At 48.0% G+C, this 26,148-nt stretch carries 21 protein-coding genes and 1 pseudogene; 18 read left to right on the forward strand and 4 right to left on the reverse strand.

Annotation, left to right across the window (positions count from 1 at the left end):
• Positions 1-2 precede the first annotated feature (2 nt).
• Both CZ379_RS14750 and CZ379_RS14755 read right to left on the reverse strand, forming a co-directional pair.
• Positions 3-608, reverse strand: a complete 606-nt coding sequence (locus CZ379_RS14750; protein ID WP_199925619.1) for a TVP38/TMEM64 family protein — start codon at positions 606-608, stop codon at positions 3-5.
• Positions 609-695: 87 nt separating this feature from the next.
• The gene (locus CZ379_RS14755) at positions 696-1,517 is read right to left on the reverse strand and encodes an AraC family transcriptional regulator (protein ID WP_110932308.1); all 822 of its coding nucleotides are present in this window, start codon (positions 1,515-1,517) and stop codon (positions 696-698) included.
• Between the two features lie 147 nt (positions 1,518-1,664).
• On the opposite strand from CZ379_RS14755, the gene CZ379_RS14760 reads away from it, so the two are divergent.
• The 14 genes from CZ379_RS14760 (at position 1,665) to CZ379_RS14825 (ending at position 16,897) form a co-directional block, all read left to right on the forward strand.
• Positions 1,665-2,771, forward strand: coding sequence for a Gfo/Idh/MocA family protein (locus tag CZ379_RS14760; RefSeq protein WP_110932309.1), 1,107 nt, complete (start codon positions 1,665-1,667; stop codon positions 2,769-2,771).
• 63 nt (positions 2,772-2,834) lie between these two features.
• Complete coding sequence (locus CZ379_RS14765; RefSeq protein ID WP_110932310.1) at positions 2,835-3,605, forward strand: sugar phosphate isomerase/epimerase family protein; 771 nt, start codon at positions 2,835-2,837, stop codon at positions 3,603-3,605.
• Positions 3,598-4,677: a Gfo/Idh/MocA family protein gene (locus CZ379_RS14770; RefSeq protein ID WP_110932311.1), complete on the forward strand. Its 1,080-nt coding sequence runs from the start codon at positions 3,598-3,600 to the stop codon at positions 4,675-4,677. The genes CZ379_RS14765 and CZ379_RS14770 overlap by 8 nt, the downstream gene beginning before the upstream one ends.
• A gap of 26 nt (positions 4,678-4,703) precedes the next feature.
• On the forward strand, positions 4,704-5,672 hold the full coding sequence (locus CZ379_RS14775) for a sugar phosphate isomerase/epimerase family protein (RefSeq protein WP_110932312.1): 969 nt from the start codon (positions 4,704-4,706) through the stop codon (positions 5,670-5,672).
• 252 nt (positions 5,673-5,924) lie between these two features.
• Positions 5,925-6,242, forward strand: a complete 318-nt coding sequence (locus CZ379_RS14780; protein WP_110932313.1) for a winged helix-turn-helix transcriptional regulator — start codon at positions 5,925-5,927, stop codon at positions 6,240-6,242.
• Between the two features lie 60 nt (positions 6,243-6,302).
• The gene (locus CZ379_RS14785) at positions 6,303-6,869 is read left to right on the forward strand and encodes an FAD-dependent oxidoreductase (protein ID WP_110932314.1); all 567 of its coding nucleotides are present in this window, start codon (positions 6,303-6,305) and stop codon (positions 6,867-6,869) included.
• 372 nt (positions 6,870-7,241) lie between these two features.
• Positions 7,242-7,961 carry a hypothetical protein gene (locus CZ379_RS14790; RefSeq protein WP_110932315.1) on the forward strand — a complete coding sequence of 240 codons (720 nt, stop codon included), beginning with the start codon at positions 7,242-7,244 and terminating at the stop codon, positions 7,959-7,961.
• Between the two features lie 231 nt (positions 7,962-8,192).
• Positions 8,193-10,622, forward strand: coding sequence for a nitrite reductase large subunit NirB (nirB, locus tag CZ379_RS14795; RefSeq protein WP_110932316.1), 2,430 nt, complete (start codon positions 8,193-8,195; stop codon positions 10,620-10,622).
• Positions 10,623-10,644: 22 nt separating this feature from the next.
• Entirely contained in the window at positions 10,645-10,968 is a 324-nt protein-coding gene (gene nirD / locus CZ379_RS14800; RefSeq protein ID WP_110932317.1) for a nitrite reductase small subunit NirD, read from the forward strand.
• 50 nt (positions 10,969-11,018) lie between these two features.
• Positions 11,019-11,819 (forward strand): formate/nitrite transporter family protein, encoded by an 801-nt coding sequence (locus CZ379_RS14805; protein ID WP_110932318.1) that lies wholly within the window; start codon positions 11,019-11,021, stop codon positions 11,817-11,819.
• A gap of 205 nt (positions 11,820-12,024) precedes the next feature.
• Positions 12,025-13,389 (forward strand): ABC transporter substrate-binding protein, encoded by a 1,365-nt coding sequence (locus tag CZ379_RS14810; RefSeq protein ID WP_199925620.1) that lies wholly within the window; start codon positions 12,025-12,027, stop codon positions 13,387-13,389.
• Positions 13,390-13,487: 98 nt separating this feature from the next.
• The gene (locus CZ379_RS14815; protein WP_110932319.1) at positions 13,488-14,372 is read left to right on the forward strand and encodes a carbohydrate ABC transporter permease; all 885 of its coding nucleotides are present in this window, start codon (positions 13,488-13,490) and stop codon (positions 14,370-14,372) included.
• Positions 14,372-15,202, forward strand: coding sequence for a carbohydrate ABC transporter permease (locus tag CZ379_RS14820; protein ID WP_110932320.1), 831 nt, complete (start codon positions 14,372-14,374; stop codon positions 15,200-15,202). The genes CZ379_RS14815 and CZ379_RS14820 overlap by 1 nt, the downstream gene beginning before the upstream one ends.
• A 42-nt stretch (positions 15,203-15,244) precedes the next feature.
• Positions 15,245-16,897: a response regulator transcription factor gene (locus CZ379_RS14825; protein ID WP_110932321.1), complete on the forward strand. Its 1,653-nt coding sequence runs from the start codon at positions 15,245-15,247 to the stop codon at positions 16,895-16,897.
• A 159-nt stretch (positions 16,898-17,056) separates the two neighbouring features.
• On the opposite strand, the gene CZ379_RS14830 is transcribed toward CZ379_RS14825, so the two are convergent.
• Together CZ379_RS14830 and CZ379_RS14835 are read right to left on the reverse strand one after the other, a co-directional pair.
• Positions 17,057-17,773 (reverse strand): Crp/Fnr family transcriptional regulator, encoded by a 717-nt coding sequence (locus CZ379_RS14830; RefSeq protein WP_110932322.1) that lies wholly within the window; start codon positions 17,771-17,773, stop codon positions 17,057-17,059.
• Positions 17,774-17,918: 145 nt separating this feature from the next.
• Positions 17,919-18,104, reverse strand: a pseudogene (locus tag CZ379_RS14835) (Crp/Fnr family transcriptional regulator); the annotation flags it as partial.
• Between the two features lie 490 nt (positions 18,105-18,594).
• Here CZ379_RS14835 and adhE point away from each other — a divergent pair.
• The 4 genes from adhE to CZ379_RS14855 all read left to right on the forward strand — a co-directional run bounded on the left by adhE (position 18,595) and on the right by CZ379_RS14855 (position 26,148).
• Positions 18,595-21,210, forward strand: coding sequence for a bifunctional acetaldehyde-CoA/alcohol dehydrogenase (adhE, locus tag CZ379_RS14840; protein ID WP_110932323.1), 2,616 nt, complete (start codon positions 18,595-18,597; stop codon positions 21,208-21,210).
• Between the two features lie 295 nt (positions 21,211-21,505).
• The gene (pflB, locus tag CZ379_RS14845; protein ID WP_110932324.1) at positions 21,506-23,767 is read left to right on the forward strand and encodes a formate C-acetyltransferase; all 2,262 of its coding nucleotides are present in this window, start codon (positions 21,506-21,508) and stop codon (positions 23,765-23,767) included.
• A 55-nt stretch (positions 23,768-23,822) separates the two neighbouring features.
• Positions 23,823-24,566, forward strand: coding sequence for a pyruvate formate-lyase-activating protein (gene pflA, locus CZ379_RS14850; protein ID WP_110932325.1), 744 nt, complete (start codon positions 23,823-23,825; stop codon positions 24,564-24,566).
• Positions 24,567-24,765: 199 nt separating this feature from the next.
• A complete protein-coding gene (locus CZ379_RS14855; protein WP_110932326.1) occupies positions 24,766-26,148 on the forward strand; it encodes an extracellular solute-binding protein in 1,383 nt (460 codons plus the stop codon).

The raw sequence follows: 26,148 nt of genomic DNA on the forward strand, positions 1-26,148 counted from the left end.
TATTATATCTTTTTTTGCCGAAATCCCCAAACCCATAACAGAAGGATGAGAAACACGAAATAAAATACGGCGATAAATGTCGCAATAAGAGGCTGTTCTTCCAGCGTTGAACCGACATAAGCATAAACATAGACCGCCGGAAGCTTGCCGACAAGCGACCCGAGGATGAAATGAATGAAGGACATCCCTGTTGCACCGGCATAAATGTTAACTGCCGTTTGGGGAATGAATGGGATCAAGCGGCATATGGCGATCGTTCGAAAAGGTCTGTGGGCAGAGAATTGCGTCAGCTGCTCTAATCTCTTGAAACGGGCCAGCCAGTTTGCAGCAGATTCTCTGAATATAGCGGCTCCTCCGTACACGATAGCTCCTGCCAGTGTGGAGCCGAATAAAATAATCGTCCCACCGCCTAAGGTTCCCATAACATAACCTGCCGCAGCTACCACGATTTTATAAGGCACTACTGGAAAAAGAGCAAGCAGTGTGGAGAGCACAAGCAGCAGCCAGACCGGCGGCGATCCCTGACTCCATGCCGTAAGCTCGTGTCGGTATACATATGTCAGTATGAATAGGACGGCATACAGGATTACGACAGACCATTTTTTCATTGGCAGGCCCTCACTTTCTTCCTGTATCATACCAAAGAAGCGATTCACTAGAAACATTCGCAAAAAATTCACTTTTTTTGTATTGCACTATCCATTGCTCCGGGCGCTTTGGCGAAACTCCTTGGGAGACATGCCGTAGCGCTTGCGGAAAACGCGGTGGAAATAATTGTAGTTCGGAAAGCCCGAGCTTTCTGCGACATGCTCCAGGGATAACGGGCTAAAGATAATGCGCTCCCGCGCCATATTCATGCGAATCTCCAGCGTATATTGAATGATGCTCGTTCCGAAGGCCTGCTTAAAAAGAAATACTGCCCGGGACACGCTAATGCCGACATGAGAGGCGACGTCCTCGAGCTTAAACGAGGATGAGGCGTTTTCTTCAATATAATTTTTAATACGGTGGGCAAGATAGGTTTGATGCGATGGAGCCTGATGCTCCTGTAAATTTCGATCGATGTCCAGACATAAAATTTTGAGATAATATTCGGCGATTTTCGGTGAAGGATTAGACATTCTACGCTGCTCGAGCATGATCTGCCGAAAGGCGCCGAGGATGCCCTCGGATAGCGTGACTTTAAATTTCTGCGGTCGCGCCGTTTGCTGCCACCATTGTTCCACCCAAGCGCCGGACAGAAAAATATGATAATCCGCACTGTCCACCGTATAGTCGCCGGATTGATTCTGCTCTGCCTCAATTTTTAGCTCATAGGGCTCATCTGGAGCGAATAGCAGCAGATCGCCAGCTTCAAGCAGCACGAGTTGGCCGTTGATACGTCCTCCCCGGCATCGGCCTGCCGTCTGGAGACGAATTAAGTAATGTCCCAATCCGTCATCGTTGGTCATATGGAAAGGTTTGCGGTGAAGCGAGTAGCCTGCTGTCAGTATTTGCAAGTCATCATGAAGTCTCATGCATTGTCCTCCATTACTTTGTTAAAAATAATAAGCAGATTGTTCATGTCTCAATCATATTATTCATTTTAAATTAGAACCGAATTTATTACTATGTTAATAGAGTGATGGCAAAACAACAATAACGCTTCTGGGGGTACCACTATAATGACAGGCATGAGAATCGGAATCATCGGATGCGGCAACATCAGCCCAGCCTATTTGAACTATTTGCAGGATAGCAGCATCGTCAAAGTGACAGCGCTTGCTGATATGCTGCCGGAGAAGGCGGCGGAACGAGCCAAGGAGTATGAGATTGAACGGGTATATACAGTAGAAGAGATGCTGCAGTCCCCGGACATCGACATTATCCTTAACCTGACGATCCCGGCTTCCCATGCGGCGATTAATATTGCTGCCCTGGAGCATGGTAAGCATGTTTACGCGGAGAAGCCACTGTCGATTTCTCTTGAGGATGCCAAACACACACTCGCATTAGCGGAAGCCAAGCAACTCCGAGTAGGCTGCGCCCCTGACACATTCCTGGGAGCGGGGATGGAGACCAGCCGGAAGGCGATTCAGGAAGGCCAGATTGGCAGGCCGATCGCTGCGACGGCGTTCATGATGGGAGAAGGGCCGGAGGGATGGCATCCGAACCCGGAGTTTTTCTATGCGGAAGGCGGCGGGCCGATGTTTGATATGGGGCCTTATTACTTGACGGCTCTCGTCAATTTGCTTGGGCCGATTACACGCCTCAGCAGCTCCGCGGCAAGCTTGATCCCAGAGCGTATTGTGAAGACCGGGCCGCGGGCAGGAACGCGGATTCCCGTGCACACGCCCACACACTTTAGCGGAACGCTCGATTTCGCAGACGGAGCAATCGGCACCTTGGTAACGAGCTTCGACATTCCCGGAGGCAGCACGCTGCCGCGTATTGAAATATACGGGACAGAAGGTTCCTTGCTCGTTCCTGATCCAAACTATTTTGACGGCGTTGTGAAGATCCGCAAATACGGCTCCGAAGAATGGAGCACTGTTCCGCCTGCGTTTACTGGGGCCGCTAATGAAAGAGGCAAAGGGATCGAGGATATGGCCAGAGCGATTCTGGAGCACCGGGAGCATCGAGCCAGCGGCAAGCTCGCTTATCATGTGCTTGAAGCGATGCATGCTTTCATTGCCTCATCTAATGAAGGAAGACATATTCATCTGGAAAGCGCTGCGGCATTGCCATTGGAAGCTGCTTTCAGAAGCTCCGTTAAAGCGGTACTTGTATAGGCGAAAGGGATTTGCTGTTCCTGTTAGAGGTTATCCAATCCATTAATCATATGAGGTGATAATATGACACAGTTAGGACTGCAATTGTACACGGTTAGAGATCATTTAGAGAAGGATTTTGAAGGCACATTGCGCAAAGTAGCGGAGCTTGGCTATAAGGGGGTTGAATTTGCGGGCTATTTCGGGCGCACGCCTGCAGAAGTATTAGAAATATTGAAGGAGACGGGGCTGACAGCCATAGGTGCCCACACACCTTATGATCGTCTTCGGAACGCGCTGGAAGAGGAGATTGCATTTAACAAGGCTATTGGCAACCGCTATCTTATTTTCCCATACTTGGCGGAGGATGAGCGTAACCGCTGGGCCCAGGTCATTGAGGATCTGAAGGTGATCGGCCAGCGCGTGGCTGACGCGGGACTTGTGCTTCTCTATCACAATCACGAGTTCGAATTGACGGAGACGCTTGATGGCCAGCCTGTTCTTGATGCGATCTATGAGCGTGTAGGCAAGGAGCTGATTCAGGTTGAATTGGACTCATGCTGGGTATCCTATGCAGGCTTTGATCCGCTAGAGTACATATCGAAGTACAGCGGCCGCATGCCATTGCTGCATTTGAAGGATATGGTCAAGAAAGAAGATGGATCGGCAGAGACGGTTGAGCTGGGCCGGGGGATCGTTAATCTGAAGGCGATCGCAGACGCCGCTGTCAAAGATCAAGTAGAATGGATTATTGTGGAGCAGGATTACTGCGCCAAAGATTCGCTGGACAGCATTGCGGAAAGTATGGAGTGGATTAAAGCTTATGTCCAAGAGGGAGGAAAAATAAATGTCTAAAACGTTAAAAGTAGCTATTATCGGTTGCGGAGGAATTGCTAACGGCAAGCATTTGCCAAGCTTGGCAAAACAGCCTGAAGTTCAAATGGTCGCTTTTTGCGATATTATAGAAGAGCGGGCTCAAAAAGCCGCGGCTGAATACGGCGTTGAAGGCGCTAAAGTATTTACTGATTTCCGTGAGCTGTTAAAAGAAGATGTGGATGTCGTTCATGTGTGTACGCCGAATGATTCCCACGCTGAAATCACGATTTCTTCGCTCGAATCCGGCAAGCATGTCATGTGTGAGAAGCCGATGGCCAAAACGGCAGAGCAGGCGCGCCAAATGCTTGATGCGGCTAAACGTACGGGCAAAAAGCTGAGCATTGCTTACCAGAACCGTTTCCGCAGCGACAGCTTGTATTTGAAGCAACTGTGCGAGAACGGTGAGCTGGGCGATATTTATCTTGGGAAAGCCCTTGCGATTCGTCGTCGTGCGGTACCAACCTGGGGCGTGTTCCTGGATGAAGAGAAGCAAGGCGGAGGCCCGCTGATCGATATCGGTACTCATGCGCTCGATTTGACGCTTTGGCTAATGGACAACTACGAGCCAAAAAGCGTCACTGGGTCGGTATTCCACAAGCTGGGCAGCCGGGAAAATGCGGCAAACGCGTTTGGGCCATGGAACCCTGAAGAGTTCAAGGTAGAGGATTCGGCATTTGGCTTCATTAAGATGAAAAACGGAGCAACGATTATGCTGGAGTCCAGCTGGGCACTGAACGTAGTTGAGACTGGCGAAGCGAAAACGCTGCTCTGCGGTACCGAGGGCGGTGCGGATATGAAGGATGGTCTGCGCCTAAACGGGGAGAAGCTAAGCCGTCTTTATGAGACGAAGGTGGATTTCGGTGGTGGCGGTGTCGCATTTTTTGACGGCGAGGAAGAGTCTGATGCGACTCGCGAAGCAAGATTATGGGTAGAGGCGATTCTGGAAGATAAGGAGCCTTTGGTTAAGCCTGAGCAAGCGCTTGTGGTCACTGAAATTTTGGAGGCGATCTATGCCTCCGCGAGAACCGGCAAAACCATATATTTTGACTAATTAAAAAAAGCTAAGGAGGATCATCCATGAAACTAGGTGTATTTCTCGTACTGTTTGGCGGACGTCCATTAGAAGAGGCTTTAGACTTGGCGGCAGCCCAGGGACTAAAGGCCGTGGAAATTGGCACAGGCGGGCATCCTGGCAATTCTCACTGCAACCCGGATGTGCTGCTGGAAGACAAGGCAGCCCTTGAGCGCTTCAAGAAGGCGGTGGAATCGCGCGGAATGATCATCAGCGCTCTGAGCTGCCACGGCAATCCGCTGCATCCACAGAAAGCGATAGCTAAGGAATTCCATGATGCTTTCGTCAAGACAGTCCAGCTGGCTGAACGCCTTGAGGTTCCAGTTGTGAATACGTTCTCGGGCTGCCCGGGCGACCATGAGGATGCGAAGTATCCGAACTGGCCGGTAGCTCCTTGGCCGAATGACTTCCAGGAAGTACTGACTTGGCAGTGGGACAATAAGGTCATTCCTTATTGGACGGAGTGGGGAAAATATGCCGCTGACCACAATGTAAAAATCGGCTTGGAGCTTCATGGCGGATTCTCTGTTCACACGCCAGCTACTCTGCTGCGTCTACGGGAAGCTGCGGGTGAAGTCATTGGGGCCAACCTGGATCCAAGCCATATGTGGTGGCAGGGCATCGATCCCGTACAGGCGATTTCCATTCTAGGCCGAGCGGGAGCCATTCACCATTTCCATGCGAAGGATACATCCGTTGATCCGATCAACGTCAATATGCATGGAATTACGGATATGCAGCCGTATACGGCAATGATGGATCGGGCATGGCAGTTCAGAACGGTAGGATATGGCCATGATCTCAAAACATGGAGCGATATTGTCAGCGCTCTTCGTCTGGTCGGTTATGATTATGTGATCAGCATCGAGCACGAGGACGGATTAATGTCCATCGAGGAAGGCTTATCGAAGGCGGTACGTAATCTACAAGGAATCATTATTGAAGATTCGGCCGCTGATATGTGGTGGGTATAATTGGGTAAGGAAGCAGTATAATAGAAATAGCGGCTACCGATGCGGTAGCCGCTATTTTTTGAAGCTATTGCATGAATGCCAAAGACCGGGTAGAATTGGAACTTAAAGCGGATTCACTCCTGCTTGTTTTTGCAGTATAATCAAATATTATCCCAGTGTTCACGGTTAAGAAAATATGTTAAGGTTGATATATACTAACTAAACGTAAGTTTTGGGCTTTTCAAGTCCACTCGGGTAGAGAGGTGAAGAGCAATGGAAGATGCGCATCATACACTATGTCCGCGGTTTGAGTCCGCTTTCTCGATATTGGGCAAGCGCTGGAATGGACTCATCATACATTCGTTAATGAATGGGCCCAAGCGGTTTAAAGACATTTCTAATTTAATTCCATCGATGAGCGATAAAATGCTGTCTGAGCGCATGAAGGATTTAGAGAATGAGGGCATTCTTGTACGGCATGTATATCCGGAGACGCCGGTACGGATTGAGTACGAGCTGACGGAAAAAGGACTTGCATTAGAGCCGGTCATGGGCGAGGTTCAAGGCTGGGCCGAGAAATGGATCGATTAGGCTATTCGTGCCGTTACCTGTGACGGATCGGCACGAATATTAAAGAAAGTGGGTGTACTTGTGGCTGAGGTCATTGTGATCGGAGCAGGGCCAGCGGGAGCCAGCGCAGCTTTGTTCCTGGCAAAGGCAGGGAAGGAGACCCTTGTTCTTGACAGCAATACGAGCATGACGAAACGGGCCTGGATTGACAATCATTATGGAACTGCGGGAATATCCGGTCCAGATTTACTTCAAATTGGACGTGAACAGGCAGAGAAGTTTGGGGCCAAATTCATCGAAGAGAAAGTATTGGCCATTGATACCAATGGCGGTTCGAAAGTGGCCGTAAAGACGGAATCAGGCCGCAGCTTTGAAGCATCCCATATCATTCTGGCTACAGGCGTTCTGACGGAGTTGGCAAGCTCGATCGGGCTTGAGCTGAAAGACGGCACAGAGCCGCGGATCAAGACCGTGATCCAAACGGATGGTGCGGGTAGAACGAGCAAGCCGCGAATTTGGGCTGCGGGAACGGCTGCCGGGGTAAGTGTCCATACCATTATTACCGCTGGCGATGGAGCAAAAGTAGCTATAGAATTAATTAGTGAAATGAACGGTGAACGATATGTTGACCACGACATGATGAAGTAGTACAAAACGAAGTCATATCCTAATTTGTTTATGATGAGGGCTGCCCTGGAGAGGGCAAGCCTTTTTTTCGTTTGTAGAATGCATAACTGGTCAAAAAATCACCTTAAGTTGTTAGTCATAAAAATTAGATATTTCATGTGACTGCAATCACAAAGTATGCAAATCAGCTCGATTACGATAATTGTATCCTGGAATTTAGGAGAACAATTTCATGATATGGAGGGTGAGCATCTGTAATTTGCAGCAACCGTCAATCCAATATATGTATTGCGGTATGATTTGCTCCTGTATTTAGGTTTGAGAACTATCAGCGAGTCCGGTATGCTAAAGAAGGAAAACTCGATTTGGCATTTACGGAAAGCAGGTGCAGTCATGAGCTACAAATCTGGTTTAATTCTAATAATGATCGCAATCATTGCTCTGCTTGGCACAGCCTGTGCAGCACAGCCTATAGAAGAGCCAGAGCCGCAGGTTCAGGTAGAAGAGGAAAACCATGATGATGACATTACTTTAAAAATCGACGGCAGCACGTTGATCCCGGATGTAACCAGCAATCTCCACTTCGACTACATGGAAGGAATCACCTTGCGGCAGGCTCTGGAGAGCAGCCAGATGATTGAGCTTACAAATGAAGGCAAAGGGATATCGTCAGTTGGGGATGTGTCGCTGGATTCCACCTTGGAATGGGGCGTCAAATTAAATAAGCAGGACTTGAAGCCGGAAGAGTGGAATACGAAGCTGAAAAAAGGCGATGTTATTTTTGTCTATGTCAAGACGGTTAACAACGAGGCGGACTTGACGGAACAGGGAGCGCTTATTTTAACGGTAAATAATGCATTGTTGAATAGCGGGGAACGGCTTCATTATGTGAGCCGTTATGAAGATAACATCACGGTCAGGGATTTGCTGAGAATGAGCGGCATCGTTAAATTGAACTTGAATAATAAACAGATTATTGCCGTTAACGGGCATCAACCCGGAATGCATGAAAAGTGGATTTTAAAAGTAAATAATAAAGAGCTCAGGGAGAACGGTTTGGAAATGCGCCTAAAGCCGCATGATCATGTGCAGTTGGAGCTTGTTAGAATGTAGCCATCCATGATGTAAATACTCATTTCGCGAAGACACAGCTAGAAAGAATTTCTGCATGATCTTCGCGAAATGTATTTTGCAAGCAGAAAGGAAAGAAAACTGTGACAAGTATTGTGATTATATTCACAATTAATGTGAATGAAATCACAATTCATCTAAAATTTTAAGTATATAATCATCACATAACTTGAGAAAAAGAAAGTTCTAGTTAAGAAGGAGGCATTCCTTAACATGAAAAATAACAAACAAAAACTAGTGGTCATCGGAAACGGGATGGCAGGAATCAGTACAGTCGAACAAATTTTGAAACTGACAACGCAATATGAAATTACAGTATTCGGAAGCGAGCCGCATCCGAACTACAACCGGATCATGCTCTCCTATGTGCTGGAAGGAAGCAAGACAATCGATGATATTGTCCTTAACGATTGGCAGTGGTATGCCGATCATGGCATTACGCTGCATACAGGAACTAAAGTTGCCAAAATCGACGAAACTAGCAAAGAAGTAGTGACGGAAGAGGGAATGCGGGTTCCTTACGATAAGGTCATCATCGCAACCGGATCAAACTCGTTTATTCTCCCGATCCCTGGCAGTGACAAACAAGGGGTAATCGGCTTCCGTGACATCGCCGACTGTAATCAAATGCTGGAGGCGGCAAAGACGTACAAGAAAGCGGCGGTAATTGGCGGAGGGCTGCTTGGACTGGAAGCCGCCAAAGGGTTGGTTCAATTAGGCATGGACGTCACGGTCGTCCACTTGATGGAAGATTTAATGGAACGGCAGCTGGATCATCAGGCTGCGCTTATGCTGCGCAATGAACTAGAGCGCCAAGGCATTAAATTCAAGATGGAAGCTCAGACGGTTGAGTTGCTTGGAGACGACAGAGTAAGCGGTCTGCGCTTTGCCGATGATACGGTTCTGGAGGCGCAGTTTGTCGTTATGGCGGTAGGCATCAAGCCGAATGTCGAGGTCGCTAAAAATAGCGGCATCGAGGTGAATCGCGGCATTGTCGTTAATGATTATATGCAGACCTCAATGAAGGATGTATACTCGGTAGGCGAGTGCAATGAGCACCGTGGCGTATGCTATGGACTCGTGGCTCCGCTCTTTGAGCAGGGCATGGTTCTTGCCAAGCATATTTGCAGTGTGGAAACGGCTCCTTACGAGGGCTCTGTCGTATCGACGAAATTGAAAATATCGGGCGTGGATGTATTCTCTACCGGGGAATTTATCGATGGGCCCGAGCATACGGTCATTGCCAGCAAGGATGACTGGAAGCGCACATACAAGAAAATATTGCTCAAAGAGGGTGTTATGGTCGGCGCCGTGCTCTATGGGGATATTAATGATTCGGCGGAGCTGCAGAAGCTGATCAAGCAAAAGACAGTCATGACCGACGAACTGTATGATACGCTGATGGGCTCGGGCTGCTGCGGCAGCGGAGCGAAGAAAAGCGCTTCGATCGAGACGATGTCCGATGAAGAAATCGTCTGCGGCTGTAACGGGGTCACGAAAGGGAATATCATCGATGCGGTAACGAATCAGGGATTGACGACCGTGGATGAGATCAAGGCATGCACCGGGGCAACCCGTTCATGCGGCGGCTGCAAACCGGTCGTAGAGCAGATTTTGCAGTATGTGCTGGGAGACGGGTTTAAGACAGCGGCCAAGGAGGGCATCTGCGGCTGTACGACGATGGGACGCGACGAAATCGTCGCCGAAATCAAAGCCAAAGGGTTGCAGACGACCAAAGAGGTCATGAATGTTCTCGGCTGGAATCAGCCTGAAGGCTGCTCGAAGTGCCGTCCTGCGCTCAATTACTACCTGGGCATGATCTATCCGGATACTCATGAGGACGAGAAGGAGTCGCGCTTCGTAAACGAGCGGATGAACGCCAACATTCAGAAGGATGGAACGTATACGGTCGTTCCGCGGATGTACGGGGGCGTAACGACGCCGGAGGATTTGAAGAAAATCGCCGATGTATCCTTGAAATATGACGTAAAAGTAGTCAAAGTGACCGGAGGTCAGCGCCTGGACTTGATCGGCGTGAAGAAAGAGGATTTGCCGAAGGTTTGGGAAGAGCTGGATATGCCTTCGGGCTATGCTTACGCGAAGTCGCTGCGTACCGTCAAGACATGTGTAGGATCGCAGTTCTGCCGCTTCGGAACCCAGGATTCGATGAGCATGGGAGCATTGTTGGAACGCAAGTTCGAGCGGATCGATTATCCTGCGAAATTCAAAATGGCCGTCAACGGTTGTCCGCGGAACTGTGCGGAAGCCTGCACGAAAGATATCGGCATCGTCGGTAACGACGGGGGCTGGGAGATCTTTATCGGCGGTAACGGCGGCATCAAGGCCCGCCTGGCAGATTCGCTGTGCAAGGTGAAGACAGATGAAGAATTAATCGAGGTCTGCGGCGCGATCATTCAGTATTACCGGGAAACCGGCAATTACTTGGAGAGAACATCGGAATGGGTCGAACGAATCGGTTTGGAGCAAATCAAGGCGGTTGTCGTTGACGATTTGGAGAATCGCCAGGCATTGATGGAGCGCGTTGAATTTGCCCTGCAGCAAGCGGAAGAGCCATGGAGCAAAATATTGAACGATGATAGCAGCCGGAATAAAATGTTCCACAGCGTAGAAATGAAGGGATAATGAATCAGAGAGGAGTATAGATATGGGAGCAAAGCAGGAAACATTGTTATGTGTAGGGACGCTGGATATGTTTATGAAGCAGATCGGGCGGGTCATCGAGTGGAATGGTGAGCAAATTGCCGTATTTCGCGATTCCGGTGACAGATTATACGCTGTTGAGAACAAGAACCCGCATCCGAAGGGCGGGCCGCTTGCCGAAGGTATCGTATCGGGCCATTACTTGTACGATCCGCTCTACGATTGGAAGATCGACTTGAAGACGGGGCTGGTTCAAGCCCCGGATACCGGGCAGGTGAAGGTATATTCAGTTAAAATAGAAGACGGCAGCGTATGGCTCGGAACCTAGAGCGCAGTTGCATTTTATAGCAAGATGGGAGCAAAGGGGAGAGGGCTGTTATGTATACACAAAATCTAGAGGCCATTATTGAAGCGGCAGTAAAGAAAAGGGATGCGATGAAAGAGAGTTTACCCCGCTACATCGTATCTGCCCTATTGGCCGGCGCTTATGTAGGGCTTGGGATCATACTGATATTTAGTCTTGGCGCTCCGCTTGCCAAAGCGGAGTCCCCGATCCAATCGCTAGTCATGGGTGCTTCCTTCGGAATTGCGCTTACCCTGGTTGTATTTGCGGGTTCGGAGCTGTTCACGGGCAATAATATGTTTTTTACGATCAGCACGCTGGCTAAGCGGACGACGCCGGGCGATACGCTCAAAAATTGGGCGATCGTTTTCCTGGGTAATTTGGCAGGAGCGGTGGCGTTAAGCCTGCTTATCGTCGGCTCCGGACTGTTCAAGACGGCTGGGCCGGAGCACTTGATATTCGCTGCTTCCGCGAAGAAGATGGCGGCCCCGATGTCAGAGCTTTTTTTTCGCGGCATATTGTGCAACTGGCTGGTTTGTCTGGCGCTTTGGATGGCGAACCGGGCCAAAGACGACATATCCAAGCTGATCCTAATCTGGTGGTGTCTCTTTGCCTTCATTGCCAGCGGCTATGAGCATAGTGTCGCTAATATGACCCTGCTCAGCCTATCAGTCCTCCTGCCAAACCATCCGGAGACGATATCGATCGCTGGATGGCTGCATAATATGATTCCTGTAACATTAGGCAATATGGTAGGCGGTGTTGTGTTTGTAGGCATGGCCTACTGGTTCATCTCCCCTGTGCGTAACAATAAAGGCATTTCAAAATCGAAATAATCACTGCATCATAATTGAGGCGTCCTATCGGCCAAATTCGGCTGAAGGGCGCTTTTTGTTTGGCTTGTACTGCATATAACTGCGGTTAGGAAGAAATCCATAGAAATATCTCCTCTAATAGTGGATTTGTCATCCTTACAGGCTGAAAGCCTTATTTTATAATGAAGATGCAAAGCAATACTACTTATATTAGGGAGGTCAAACCGTGAAAAAAAGTCTGATCATGATGGTAAGTCTTATTTTCGTAGCGAGTGCCTTATTAGCAGGCTGCGGGAAGAGCGACAACGGAGGAGGAACGAGCACAGGTGCAAATGGCGGAAATGCGCCGGACGGAGCTAAAGTAGAGTCCTTCGAACTAAAAATGCGTCATATTGAAATTGGTGAACCCAACAAAAATCGCCTAGCTCGCTTGGAGGCCGTAAAGAAAAAGACTGAGGAGCAGGTTCCTGGCTTAACGATCAAGCTGGACGGTGTAGACAGTGAGGTCAACCGGAAAGACAAGCTGAGAAGTGAAATGGCCGCAGGTAATCCACCGGATATTTTCGATGCCTTCGGCAGCCCGGATATCGGCGTTTACGCCAAAGAAGGACTAGTGCTTGACATCGGCCCGATCCTGGACGAACTGAATTTAAAAGAGCGATTCATCAACCTTGACCCGTGGACATATGATGGGAAAATCTACGGCTTGCCGAAGGGCGGATCGATCGAAGGATATTTCTACAACAAAGAATATTTTGCGGCTAATGGTCTGGAAGCCCCGAAAACTCTAGCTGAGTTGGAAGCGCTTGCTGAAAAAGTGAAGGCAGACGGCAAGGTTCCATTTGCCCAAGGCTCCAAAGATGCATGGGTACCTCTCATGACTACGAATAACCTCTGGTCGTACTATGCGGGAGCAGATTACACAGCTGGATTCAAGACCGGGGAATCGAAATGGAATGATCCAAAAATGGTCGAAGCCGTGAGCAAGCACCAAGAGTGGGTGAAGAAGGGATATTTCAAAAAAGGCGAGCTGGGGATCGATTACAACAGCCAGCGCAACCAGTTGCTGACAGATGAAGCTGTCATGATGTATGACGGTTCCTGGGCATCCTCAGTATTCAATGATGCTTTAGATGCTGAGGGCAATAGCAAGTTTGGCTTCTTCGTGATGCCTCCGCTGAACGAAGGTGACGGTTTCAGCTCGATGGTAGACTCGAACAATGGCTATGCGTTCTCTGCGAAGGCAGGGGAAGATCCGCAAAAATTGGAAGCCATCAAAGCCTTTATCGCAACCTTCTTTAGCGATGAAATTCAATTGCAAAGCTTGAAAGAAGACGGTTTGCTTCCTTCCATGATTTTGAGCGAGGATGATTTGCAAGCCAATGCGGCTAATGATCTGATCAAGGAAATCATTCTGCGCATGAATGAGCTAGAGTACAAGTGGCCAGCATTCGACGCGTTGGTTCAGGCTGAAGTCAATACTGAGCTTAGCGGCGGAATCCACCGTGTGATCGAGGGAGTACAAGATCCTAAAGACATGCTGGATGCTGTGCAAAAGGTACAAGAAGAAGCGAATGCAGCCGGCGAATAATCACTTGAATTGACATGTGGAGCACCCCAGGCTAATCAGGTGGTGCTCCTTTTCACAACATAGCCGCATGCAACTATGTCAGAACCTGGAGGGTATTTATGAACAAGGCGATGAGAAATCCGCTGATGTATACATTGTTTTTAATTCCAACTTTTATGGGTATTACTCTGTTTTTCATTTATCCCGTCATCAATGCTGCGTTTTACAGCTTTACCGACTGGAACGGGATTGCTAAGTCATATAACTTTACCGGACTTGCGAATTACACGAAGGCCATGAGCCAAAACGCGTTCTGGGTGTCAGTCAGAAATAACGGATTCTTCATTCTGTTTTCTGTGTTTATCCAAGTTCCACTAATTATATTGTTCTCGCTCTTGATCGCGAACGTCAAGAAGCTGAAGGGGCTGTACAAAACAGCTGTATTTATGCCATCCGTCATGTCAACGGCGGTCATCGGTATTTTGTGGGGCTTTATTTACGAGCCGGACATTGGTCTGTTCAACAACGTGCTCGGATTGTTTGGCATCGATAAGATTTACTGGCTTTCGGATCGCAGCTGGGCAATGATCTCCATCTTGATTACGAATGCCTGGCAGTGGACGGGATTCTATATCGTCATGGTATTGGCCGCGATCATCTCGATTCCGAAGGAACTGGACGAGGCGGCGATGATCGACGGAGCTACCGGTTTCCAGAGAGCCATGCGCATTACGATGCCGCTGATTATGCCAATTGTGTCGGTCGTCATCATGCTTTCGATCGCCGGAGCGATGAAGGCGGCGGACATTATCATCGTCATGACCAAAGGCGGGCCGGCAGGCTCAACTGAGGTAATGGCCACTTATATGCTCAAGCACTCCATCACCAGCTTTAAATATGGATATGGGAACAGCATCGCGGTACTGATCTTTATTTTCACGCTCATCATTACTGCACTCTATCAAGTCCTTGTAGCGAGAAGAACGGAAAGGATCGAATATTAATGACAAAAAAACTCAAGGGCAGTCTGGCTCATATTCTGTTAATGATCTACTTGCTTGTAATTTTATATCCTTTTCTATTCGTATTGTTCTCATCGGTAAAAACCGACAACCTGGCAATTGCGAAAAATCCGTTCGGATTTCCAAGTGAGTTCCAATGGTCTAATTACGTAGAAGCCTGGGTAAACGCTAAAATCAGCACTTATTTCCTGAACAGTTTGTATATTGCGGTTATCGCAGCGGTAGCCACTATTATTATGGCCTCGATGGCATCCTTTGCCATTACGCGAATGCGGTTTAATAAGATCAGTCCTGTTCTGCTCCAAATCATTATTTTAGGGATACTCATCCCGGGTAACGCGCTTCTGCTGCCCGTGTACAATCTGATGCGCACGACGAATTTGCTGGATACGCACTGGGCATTGTTAATTCCGTATGCGGCGAACTCCATACCTTTCTCGGTCGTAATATTGACCGCCTTTATGAAATCATTGCCTGGCGAAATCGAGGAGGCGGCCGTCGTGGATGGATTGAGATCTCCCGGCATTTTTGCCAGAATCGTTATGCCGCTTACCGTACCCGCTCTCGTTACTGTTTTTATCGTTAATTTCCTGGGTAACTGGAATGAGTTTTTGCTCGCCAACTACTTCTTGTCCGAGGATTCGCTCAAAACGCTGCCAGTGGGGATGGTCGGCTTTCGGGATGCATTTAGTATAAACTATGCACAAATGTCGGCAGGGATCGTCTACAGCGTCGTTCCGGTTATGGTTATCTACGCGATACTGCAAGAAAAAATCATAGAAGGTTTGACGGCCGGGGGCGTAAAGGGGTAGATTAACAGGTAGAACGGTGACAACGAAATGGGGTAATACTCTGTGGATATCAAAGCGCTGCTCATTGATGACGAGCCCCTGATACTCAATCATTTGAAAAATGCAATTCCTTGGAGCGAGCTTCAGATCGAGCTCGTGGGAACGGCTCGAAACGGCGTGAAGGGGCTTGAGTTGGTGATGGAATTCGAGCCGGATATTATTTTATGCGATATTCGAATGCCATTGATGGATGGTCTGGAATTTCTGCAGGAAATTCGGAAGCTGGGTTACGAGACAGAGGTTATCATGCTAACCGGGTATCAGGAGTTCGAATATGCCCGGCTTGCCTTGAAGCATGGCGTCAAGGATTATATTCTGAAGCCGATTAATTATACGGAGCTGGAGGCTTCGATCTGCAAGCTCGCGGATGCGGTTCGATCCCAACGTTCGGAGAAGCGTCTCGCGGAGCGGCAGATGAAAAGAATGACCGGACTGGCACACGAGAAAATGATGTTCGATGTGCTGATGGGGTTTACGGCAGATGTGCCGCGGTATTTGGCCGCTGAGGATGAGCAGGGGGATGAGCTTAGCTACGCGCTGATTCTTGTGGATTTAGACGGATACGCACAGCGAACCGTGTCCTGGACAGAGCAGGAGCGCAAGCTATGGAATTTCGCGGTACGAAATGTGCTGCAGGAAGCGATTCCGGATAAGGGGCTTCATTATATCGTTGTTCAAATGCGGCAAGGGGAATGGTGTGTACTGCTTCAGCTTGAGCGTGAGCGTGCACGCTATGCCGTTACCTCGGAACAAATGCATGAATGGGCTCGGCAAATTCAACATGCGGTCAGGGAGCATATCAAGCTGACGGTCAGTTTGTCTTGGGACCAGGGGCCGATTGAGATTCAGGCTTTATCCCAGACCTACATGAAACTGCAGCGCGGTTTGATGCTGTATGCGGGTCATGAACAGTTGCTTCCTTTTACCGAGGAGGAGCTGGCCCGCGATGCTGCGTCGGTATCGGAATGGCAGCTGGTAGAGGAGATTACCTCCGGCCTTAAGATGTATGACAAATCAAAGGTCGAGCAGGGCCTCGAAAGGCTGAAGGCCAAGCTGCCGCTTATATCGGAGCATTCGGCACTTGGGATCGAGAAATTCCTGCAATATGGCATTATCCATTTGCTGCGAGAGATGCGTGAGCTTGATTTCATGAACTCCAGCGAAGAGGGAATGATGTGGCAGCATCTGCAGCATAGTCATAGTGTGAAGGATCTGCTAAATGTGATCACAAAGCTGGAAAGCCATATTAAGGAGCTGGAAATTAATAAGAAGTCTAGCGAACTGCTGATGATTTCGGCAGGAGAGTATATTCAGAGCAATTTGAGTACGGATATTGGGGTTGACGATATTGCGAATCATTTGAATATAAGCTCAAGCTACTTCAGCCATTTGTTTAAGAATCATTACGGGGAGACATTTGTTGAGTATTTGCGGAAGCAGCGCATGGAGCTTGCCAAGACGATGCTGCGCCTGACTTCCCGCAGCGTTACCGAAGTGGGAGCCTTGGTTGGATATAGCGATCGGCGTTATTTTTCCAAGGTGTTCCAGCGCTATACCGGTGTAACGCCTACGGAATATCGGGAGCAGGAAGATCCGCCGGGGAGCAGTGATGAAGGAAATATATACGATGCAGAAAAAAATAAACAGCAGATATGAGACGGCGCACATTGAGGGGAATGCCAATGTTCCACCGTCTCCCTGCGATTCTAACGATTCAAGCTTTGTTCAGTACAGTCGAGAATTTAATATGCTTTCAAAATAAAAAGCAACCTCCTCCCGAATCGAGATGAGGTTGCTTCCTTCGTTTGCCTATCATTAAATCCGGCATATTTCGTTTGGGCATAGCTCACAGTGACAAATGTCCTGCAGCATGACAAGGTCTTTTATAAGGATCATGCCATTTACATATTCCAGCGCGTCTTTTTTGCGTAAATCACTGAGCATCCGGTTGACGCTTTCGCGGGTCGCGCCGATCATGTTGGAGAGATCCGTATGTGTAATCTTTTTGTTAATTAGAATATTATCGCCGTGTTTCTCGCCATAAGTGTTGCTAAGGCGAATCAGGGTCGAGCAGAGCGCCCCCGGCTTGCCGTACATCATCAAGTCGCGGAATTTCGTTTGCGTTAGCCGATGATGGATGCCCATCCATTTCATGAAGTCAATGGCGAAATCACAGTGCTGGCAAATCAGGATCTCCAGATCTTTTTGTTCAATAATGCCGACTTCACTGTCTTCAATGACCTCGGCGGTAAAGCTGTGTTTCGAGCTGAAGAAGGGATCAGCCTGGCCGACCATGTCTCCGCGCCCATACATATATAAAATAAGCTCCTTGCCTTCGTCCGTAGATTTGGTTAATTTAATGCGCCCTCGTTTTACGAAGAACAGTTTATCGGAGAAGTCTCCTTCCCAGAACAAATGCGTTCCTTCCGGATACGTCTTGTCTTTCATAGTTACAAGAAGACGGTTGAAGTTTTGCTCTGTAAAGCAGTTCGTATTCCCACGGGGCGGGGTTGCCGTTGCGAATTCAGTCATTTTAAAATCCCCCTCATACTCCAAATTTTTCTGAAAATTTTAAATTAATTTAAATTAATTATATAACGAACTTAAAGCTTTGGGGCGGGTTTCAAGGGATGAAAAGTGGCTAAATTTTAACATTGTGACTATTTTAACTATCNGATTTGGTTAATTTAATGCGCCCTCGTTTTACGAAGAACAGTTTATCGGAGAAGTCTCCTTCCCAGAACAAATGCGTTCCTTCCGGATACGTCTTGTCTTTCATAGTTACAAGAAGACGGTTGAAGTTTTGCTCTGTAAAGCAGTTCGTATTCCCACGGGGCGGGGTTGCCGTTGCGAATTCAGTCATTTTAAAATCCCCCTCATACTCCAAATTTTTCTGAAAATTTTAAATTAATTTAAATTAATTATATAACGAACTTAAAGCTTTGGGGCGGGTTTCAAGGGCTGAAAAGTGTCTAAATTCTAACATTGTGACTATTTTCACTACCCAAACGCCAAAAAACTCATTGCACAACGGGTGAACCTATGAAAGTTAGCTCACGTTAAATCTGGGTCAAAGGACGCAAGCATGGCTTGTGAGTAACCTTCCGTAAAACTACAAATGTAACCAAAATTGAAAATGTGCATGAAAAAATATCGACAATCATGAAAGTTTTCACTTCTTTAAAGTTTGTGAAAATATTCACTATACAAATTAAAAATCATATGATATGATCTAGGTAACAAAAGAGAAGCAAAAGCTTCCGATGGATAAACCGCAAAGTGAAATGATTCACAATACTTCCTTAGAGAGACATAGAATGGTTGATCCATATGAACTTAGGAGGATGAGAGAAATGGCCGTAAAGAACAATGTGACCCCAAAACAGCAGCCTACTGCAGAGGATTACATCCAATCCCTGATCGACAAAGCAAAGAAGGCAACCGAAGCTTTCATGGGAATGGATCAAGAGCAAATCGATAAGATCGTACAAGCGATGGCTCTTGCAGGTCTGGACAAACATATGTACTTGGCGAAGATGGCTGTAGAGGAAACTGGACGCGGAGTATATGAAGACAAAATTATTAAAAACATGTTCGCGACAGAGTACATCCACAACAGCATCAAGTACGACAAGACAGTTGGCGTCATTGAGGATAATCCTTATGACAGCTTCCAGAAAATCGCTGAACCGGTCGGAATTATTATGGGGATTACACCGGTAACAAACCCGACATCCACAACGATCTTTAAAGCAATGATCGCCATCAAGACTCGCAACCCGATCATCTTCGGCTTCCATCCTTCCGCACAGCGTTGTAGTGCAGAAGCAGCAAAAATTCTGCTGGAAGCAGCGGTCAAACATGGCGCGCCGGCTGATTGCATCCAATGGATCGAAGATCCGTCCATGGATCGGACGAATGCATTGATGAATCACCCTGACGTGGCTTGCATTCTCGCTACAGGCGGTTCTGCAATGGTTAAGGCGGCATACAGCTGCGGCAAACCGGCGCTTGGCGTAGGCCCTGGTAACGTACCTTGCTTCATCGAGAAAAGCGCTGACCTGGATCAAGCCGTCAATGATCTCATTCTATCCAAGACGTTTGACAACGGCATGATCTGTGCTTCCGAGCAAGCGGTCATCATCGAAGAACCGATCTTCGATCAAGTGAAGAAGAAAATGATTGCGAACGGCTGCTACTTCGTCAACAAAGAGGAAGCTGCTAAATTGACAGCTGGCGCGATCATCGCTGATAAATGTGCGGTGAACCCTACGATTGTGGGCCAGTCTGCAACAAAAATTGCTGAGCTATGCGGAATCGACGTACCTGCCGGAACGAAAATTCTGGTTGCCGAAATCGAGGGCGTCGGACCTAAGTTCCCATTATCTGCTGAAAAATTGAGCCCGGTACTGGCGTGCTATAAAGTGAAAACAGCTGAGCAAGGCATCGACCGCGCGCTGGAAATTGTTCAATTCGGAGGCATGGGACACTCATCGGTCATCCATTCCAATAATGAAGAAATTATTCAAAAATTCTCGGATCGCCTGCCAACCTGCCGGATCCTGGTGAATCAGCCATCTTCGCAGGGCGGTATCGGTGACATCTATAATACGAACCTGCCATCGCTTACGCTGGGCTGCGGATCTTACGGACGCAACTCGACTTCGTCGAACGTAACGGCTGTCAATTTGATCAACGTGAAAAGGGTGAATCGTCGTACCGTGAATATGCAGTGGTTCAAAGTACCAAGCAAAATCTATTTCGAGAAAAACTCGACGCAATATCTTGCTAAAATGCAGGACATTAGCCGCGTATTGATTGTAACCGACCCAATGATGGTTAAACTCGGATATGTGGAAAGAGTAGAGCACTATTTGCGTCAGCGCCAAACACCAGTTGCGATCGAAGTGTTCTCGGATGTTGAGCCGGATCCATCGACAACGACGGTGGAACGCGGAACTGAATTGATGGCTAAATTCCAGCCGGACTGCATTATCGCACTTGGCGGCGGTTCGCCAATGGACGCTGCGAAAGGAATGTGGCTGTTCTATGAATATCCGGATACAGAGTTCCACAACTTGAAGCAGAAATTTATGGATATCCGCAAACGGACTTACAAATATCCGCGTCTCGGTCAAAAGGCGAAATTCGTGGCGATTCCTACCACTTCGGGTACAGGTTCGGAGGTTACTCCGTTCACAGTTATTACAGATAAAATCAACGGCAACACGAAGTATCCTTTGGCGGATTACGAGCTGACACCGGATGTAGCGATTATCGACCCAGAGTTCGTATACAGCTTGCCTAAAGTGGCTGTCGCAGATACAGGCATGGACGTTTTGACACATGCGATCGAGGCTTACGTATCGGTTTTGGCTAACGACTATACGGATGGACTTGCGATCAAAGCGATTCAACTCGTATTCCAGTACCTAGAGCAATCGGCGTTAACTGGCGACAAACTGGCTCGTGAAAAAATGCATAACGCTTCGACGCTGGCAGGTATGGCCTTCGCCAATGCGTTCCTGGGCATTAACCACAGCTTGGCGCATAAATGGGGCGGTCAGTACCATACTGCGCACGGTCGTACCAACGCGATTCTAATGCCGCACGTTATTCGCTACAATGCGAAGAAGCCTACGAAATTCGCAGCATGGCCGAAATATACGAACTTCGTAGCTGACGAGCGCTATGCAGAAATCGCCCGCATCCTGGGATTGCCTGCGCGTACGACAGAAGAAGGCGTGAAGAGCTTAATCAAAGCGATCCGCGAGCTGAACAAGAAGCTTGGCATTCCTGAAAGCTTCCAAGAACTCGGCTTCGATGCGAAGGATTTCGAATCGCGCGTTGACTACCTGGCTGACCGTGCATTTGAGGACCAATGTACGACAGCGAATCCTAAGCTGCCGCTTGTGACAGAGCTTGCAGAAGTGTACCGTGACGCGTTCTACGGCCGCTTTGAAGAGTAGTTTCCAGACTGAAAATCAGACCCTTTAAGTTTTAGAAATAAAAAATTAATGTGTTCAATAAATAGTGACAAATATCACTCGAAATGTGATATTTGTCACAATCCTTTTGTCCGATCTGTTATATCATAACAGTATAAAGATCCCTCATAACATTGATGAGTTTAGTGGATTCGGCTAAATATACAAGTGACTTATCAGTGACAGAGTTGTGAAAATTATCACAAATTTTAGGGATCCAAGGTGCGGGATGTAAACCTTCAACCCCGCATACACTATATAAATGGAGGGAATAAAGATGTCGGTGATTGAAAGAGAAGTAAAAGAAGTACAGTCCGCTTGGAGAGGCTTTAAAAAAGGAAAATGGATGAAGGAAGTCAATGTACGTGATTTTATCGACAACAACATTGCACCTTATCTCGGTAACGAATCTTTTCTGGCAGGGCCTACGGATAATACGGTTGCCCTGTGGGACATCGTGTCCGACCTAACCAAGAAAGAGCGGGAGGCCGGTGGAGTACTCGATGTTGATGTGAACACGCCGTCTACGATCGTATCTCACGCTCCGGGCTACTTGGATAAGGACAAAGAACAAATCGTGGGTGTGCAAGGCAGCGAGCCTTTCCAACGCACGATCCATCCTTTCGGTGGAATTAACATGGTCTTTAATTCCTGCAAAGCTTATGGATTTGATTTGCCAGAAAGCATTGTAGATATGTTTACGACGATTCGCAAGACGCATAACCAAGGCGTTTTTGATGCATATACTTCGGAGATGAGAGCGGCTCGTAAGGCTGGTATTATTACAGGTCTTCCAGATGCTTACGGACGCGGCCGGATTATTGGCGACTACCGCCGTGTTGCCCTTTACGGGGTAGACTTCCTAATCAAACAAAAACAAAGTGAACTAAAAAGTCTTGAAGTCGATGTGATTGACGAGGATGTTATCCGTCTGCGTGAAGAGCTGTCTGAGCAAATTCGCGCACTCGGTGAATTGAAACAGCTAGGCGAGATGCACGGCTTCGATATTTCCAGACCTGCAACAACGGCGAAGGAAGCATTCCAATGGCTCTATTTTGCATACCTGGCTGCAGTTAAGGAGCAGGATGGGGCAGCGATGTCTCTTGGACGCGTATCTTCTTTCCTCGACGCTTACATCGAGCGCGATCTTGCGGAAGGAACGATTACAGAAGTAGAAGCGCAAGAGCTTGTCGACCACTTCGTTATGAAATTGCGTATTGTAAAATTCCTGCGTACGCCAGAATACAATGATCTGTTCAGTGGAGACCCTACCTGGGTAACTGAATCGATCGGCGGGATGTCCGTGCAAGGTACTACTCGCGTAACGAAGAACAGCTTCCGTTTCCTGCATACCCTTTACAATTTGGGAGCTGCACCTGAACCTAACCTGACCGTGCTCTGGTCTGAGCAATTGCCAGAGGATTTCAAGAAATATTGTGCTAAAGTATCTATCGAGACAAGCTCGATTCAATATGAGAATGACGATTTGATGCGTCCGATCTACGGGGATGACTACGGAATCGCCTGCTGCGTATCCGCGATGGAAATCGGGAAGCAAATGCAATTCTTCGGTGCTCGTGCGAACTTGGCCAAAGCGCTCCTGTACGCGATCAACGGCGGTAGGGATGAGAAGTCCGGTGCACAGGTTGCTCCTGAATATCCGGTTATCGCTTCCGAATATCTCGATTACGATGAAGTGATGAAACGCTTCAAACCGATGATGGAGTGGCTTGCCAAGCTGTATGTAAACACACTCAATGTTATTCACTACATGCACGATAAATATTGCTACGAGCGGATTGAAATGGCCTTGCATGACCGCGACATTCTCCGTACGATGGCTTGCGGTATCGCTGGTCTATCCGTAGCGGCCGACTCCCTCAGCGCTATCAAATATGCTAAAGTTAAACCGATCCGCGACGAGAACGGCATCGCTGTAGATTTTGAAATCGAAGGCGACTTCCCTTGCTACGGTAATAACGATGATCGGGTTGACCAAATCGCCGTTGAGCTCGTGGAGAGCTTTATGGGTATGATCCGTAAGCACAAAACGTATCGCAACGCGCTGCCAACTCAATCTGTATTGACGATTACTTCTAATGTAGTGTACGGTAAGAAGACAGGTACTACACCAGATGGACGTAAAGCAGGCGAACCGTTCGCGCCAGGGGCTAACCCAATGCACGGACGTGATAAGAAAGGCGCACTCGCATCCTTGAGCTCCGTAGCTAAATTACCTTACGAGCACAGCCTTGACGGTATTTCCAATACCTTCTCGATCGTCCCTAAGGCGCTTGGTAAAGAAGCGGAAATCCGCAAGAACAACCTGGTGTCCATGATGGATGGTTACTTTGGCAGCAACGCGCATCATTTGAACGTTAACGTGTTTGACCGCGAGCAGTTGATGGATGCGATGGAGCACCCAGAGAATTATCCGCAGTTGACAATTCGCGTATCCGGTTATGCCGTTAACTTCATCAAGCTGACACGTGAACAACAACTGGATGTTATCAACCGCACATTCCATGGTTCGATGTAACAAATACAGGGTATGAAAGCAATACATGCAGCCAATTCAGAAAGGGTGACGAAACATGCTTAAAGGTCGCATACATTCATTGGAGACATTCGGAACGGTTGATGGCCCAGGCATTCGCTTCGTCCTCTTCATGCAGGGCTGCTTGCTGAAATGTCAATATTGCCATAATCCAGATACATGGAGCCTGACGGACGGGAAGGAAATGACGTTAGAAGAGGTGCTTGCTGAAATCGAGCCGTACCTTAGCTACTACCGCTCGTCAGGCGGCGGATTGACGGTCTCCGGTGGGGAAGCTACGTTGCAGGCGCCGTTCGTGACGGAATTGTTTCGCGAAGTGAAAAAGCGCTGGAATCTGCATACGACGCTTGATACGAACGGTTATAATGAAGGCCCCAAAATCATCGAGCTTTTGGATGTCACAGATCTGGTCATGCTCGATTTGAAGCATATCGACAATGAGAAGCATATCAAGCTGACCGGGAAACCGAATGAGCGCATGCTGAACATGGCTAGATGGCTATCTAATGAAAGACGCAACATGTGGATCAGGTACGTACTTGTTCCAGGGCTTACCGATGATGAACAGGATTTGCTCAATCTTGGACGGTTTATCGGGGAGCTGCACGCCGTAGAGAAGTTTGAAATACTTCCTTATCATCAGATGGGCATATACAAGTGGCAGGAGCTAGGCTGGAATTATCCATTGGAAGGCGTGCCTTCGCCGACGGAGGCGGAGGTTCAGCGGGCATATGATCTGATTGAAGAAGGAAGAAAGCAGACGGTAGCCACGATTTTATAACATCATAAATATTACAGCCAGGGCTGTCCCAATTAGTTGAAACTAGTTGGGGCGGCTCTTTTATTGTTATCCGCATCATCTAATCCTCCCCCTGTTGCAGAGATTTGTTACCTTACCAAAGAAGATGGTTCAGTCTATAATATAGATAGCTATGTAGATAATTTCATAGACAGCTTCATCTAAAAATAGGGGGCTTAATATGCAGATCAGAAATCGTTCCATATTATGGCTGCTCCTGCTCTTTTTTATTTTAGCCTTGTTTGCGGCTGGCTGTGATGAGAATGATTCCGATAGCAACAGCGCAGCAGAAGAGAAGGGCACATCAATAAACGGGCGAACGCCGCTTCATGATGAGCCTTTTGAAGTTACGATCAGACACACACAGATCGGGGAATCCAAAAAAATTCGGTTAGCTATTCTTAAAGACGTTGTTCGACAGACCGAAGCGGAAATTCCCGGTTTAAAAATAAGGCTGGACGGCGTCGATTCCGAGGTGAACCGCAAGGAGAAGCTGCGGGGCGAGATGGCCGCCGGCAAGCCGCCGGATATCTTTGACGTGTTTGGCAGTCCGGATTCCGGTATATATGCCCGGGAAGGGCTGATGTTAGATTTGACGCCGGTTTTGGAGGAGCTTGGGCTCAAAGATAAGATCAGAGGATTGGAGCCGTACACGCATGACGGGAAAATTTACGGCTTGCCTGCAGGAGCATCCATCGAAGGCTTTTTTTATAACAAAGCATATTTTGAGGAAAAGAGGCTCCAGGTTCCGAGGACGTTGGCGGAGCTGGAACAACTGGCAGAATTCATAAAAGCGGATGGTAAAATTCCCTTTGCCCAATCCTCCAAGGAGGCCTGGATTCCGTTGATGACGACGAATAATTTATGGTGTTATTTCGCCGGGGCGGAAATTACCTCGGACTTTCGCTCCGGCCAAGCGAAATGGAGTAATCCTGACGTCGTAAGAGCCTTCGAGAAGCATCAGGAATGGGTAGAAAAAGGGTATTACAAGCCAGGCGAGTTGGCAGTAGAATACAACGATATGAGGAGCCAGATCATTAGCGGTGAAGCGATGATGATGATGGACGGCTCGTGGGCGAATTCCGTGTTTAGAGATCCGGAACAAGCAGGCGATTTAATCGGGAAAATCGGTTATTTCAACATGCCGCCAGAGGCGGAAGGCGATCCTTATATCATTATGAATGATTTTAACAACGGCTATGGCTTTTCTAGCTCAATGGCTGATGATCCGCGGAAATTGCAAGCGGTTAAACAGTTTATCCAGAATTTTTGGTCAGAAGAAATGCAGATGCGTGGATTGAAGGAGGACGGGGTGCTGCCCGCTTTAATCATCGAAACAGAGCAGTTATCGGCTACGGTGGAGGATCCCTTGTTACAGGATATTTTTAACGGCGTAGAGCAGATTGATATATCTTATCCAGCGTATGATGCGCTCGTACAGACACCGGTGAATGAGGCTTTGGGTCTCGGCATTCAGCAAATGATCAGCGGAGCAGTAGAGCCGACGACGATGCTCGAAGCTGTGCAGCGATCGCAGGACGCCGCAAATGCAGAGTTTCCCTAG

The organism is Paenibacillus bouchesdurhonensis, assembly GCF_900155685.1.
Classification (GTDB): Bacteria; Bacillota; Bacilli; order Paenibacillales; family Paenibacillaceae; genus Fontibacillus; species Fontibacillus bouchesdurhonensis.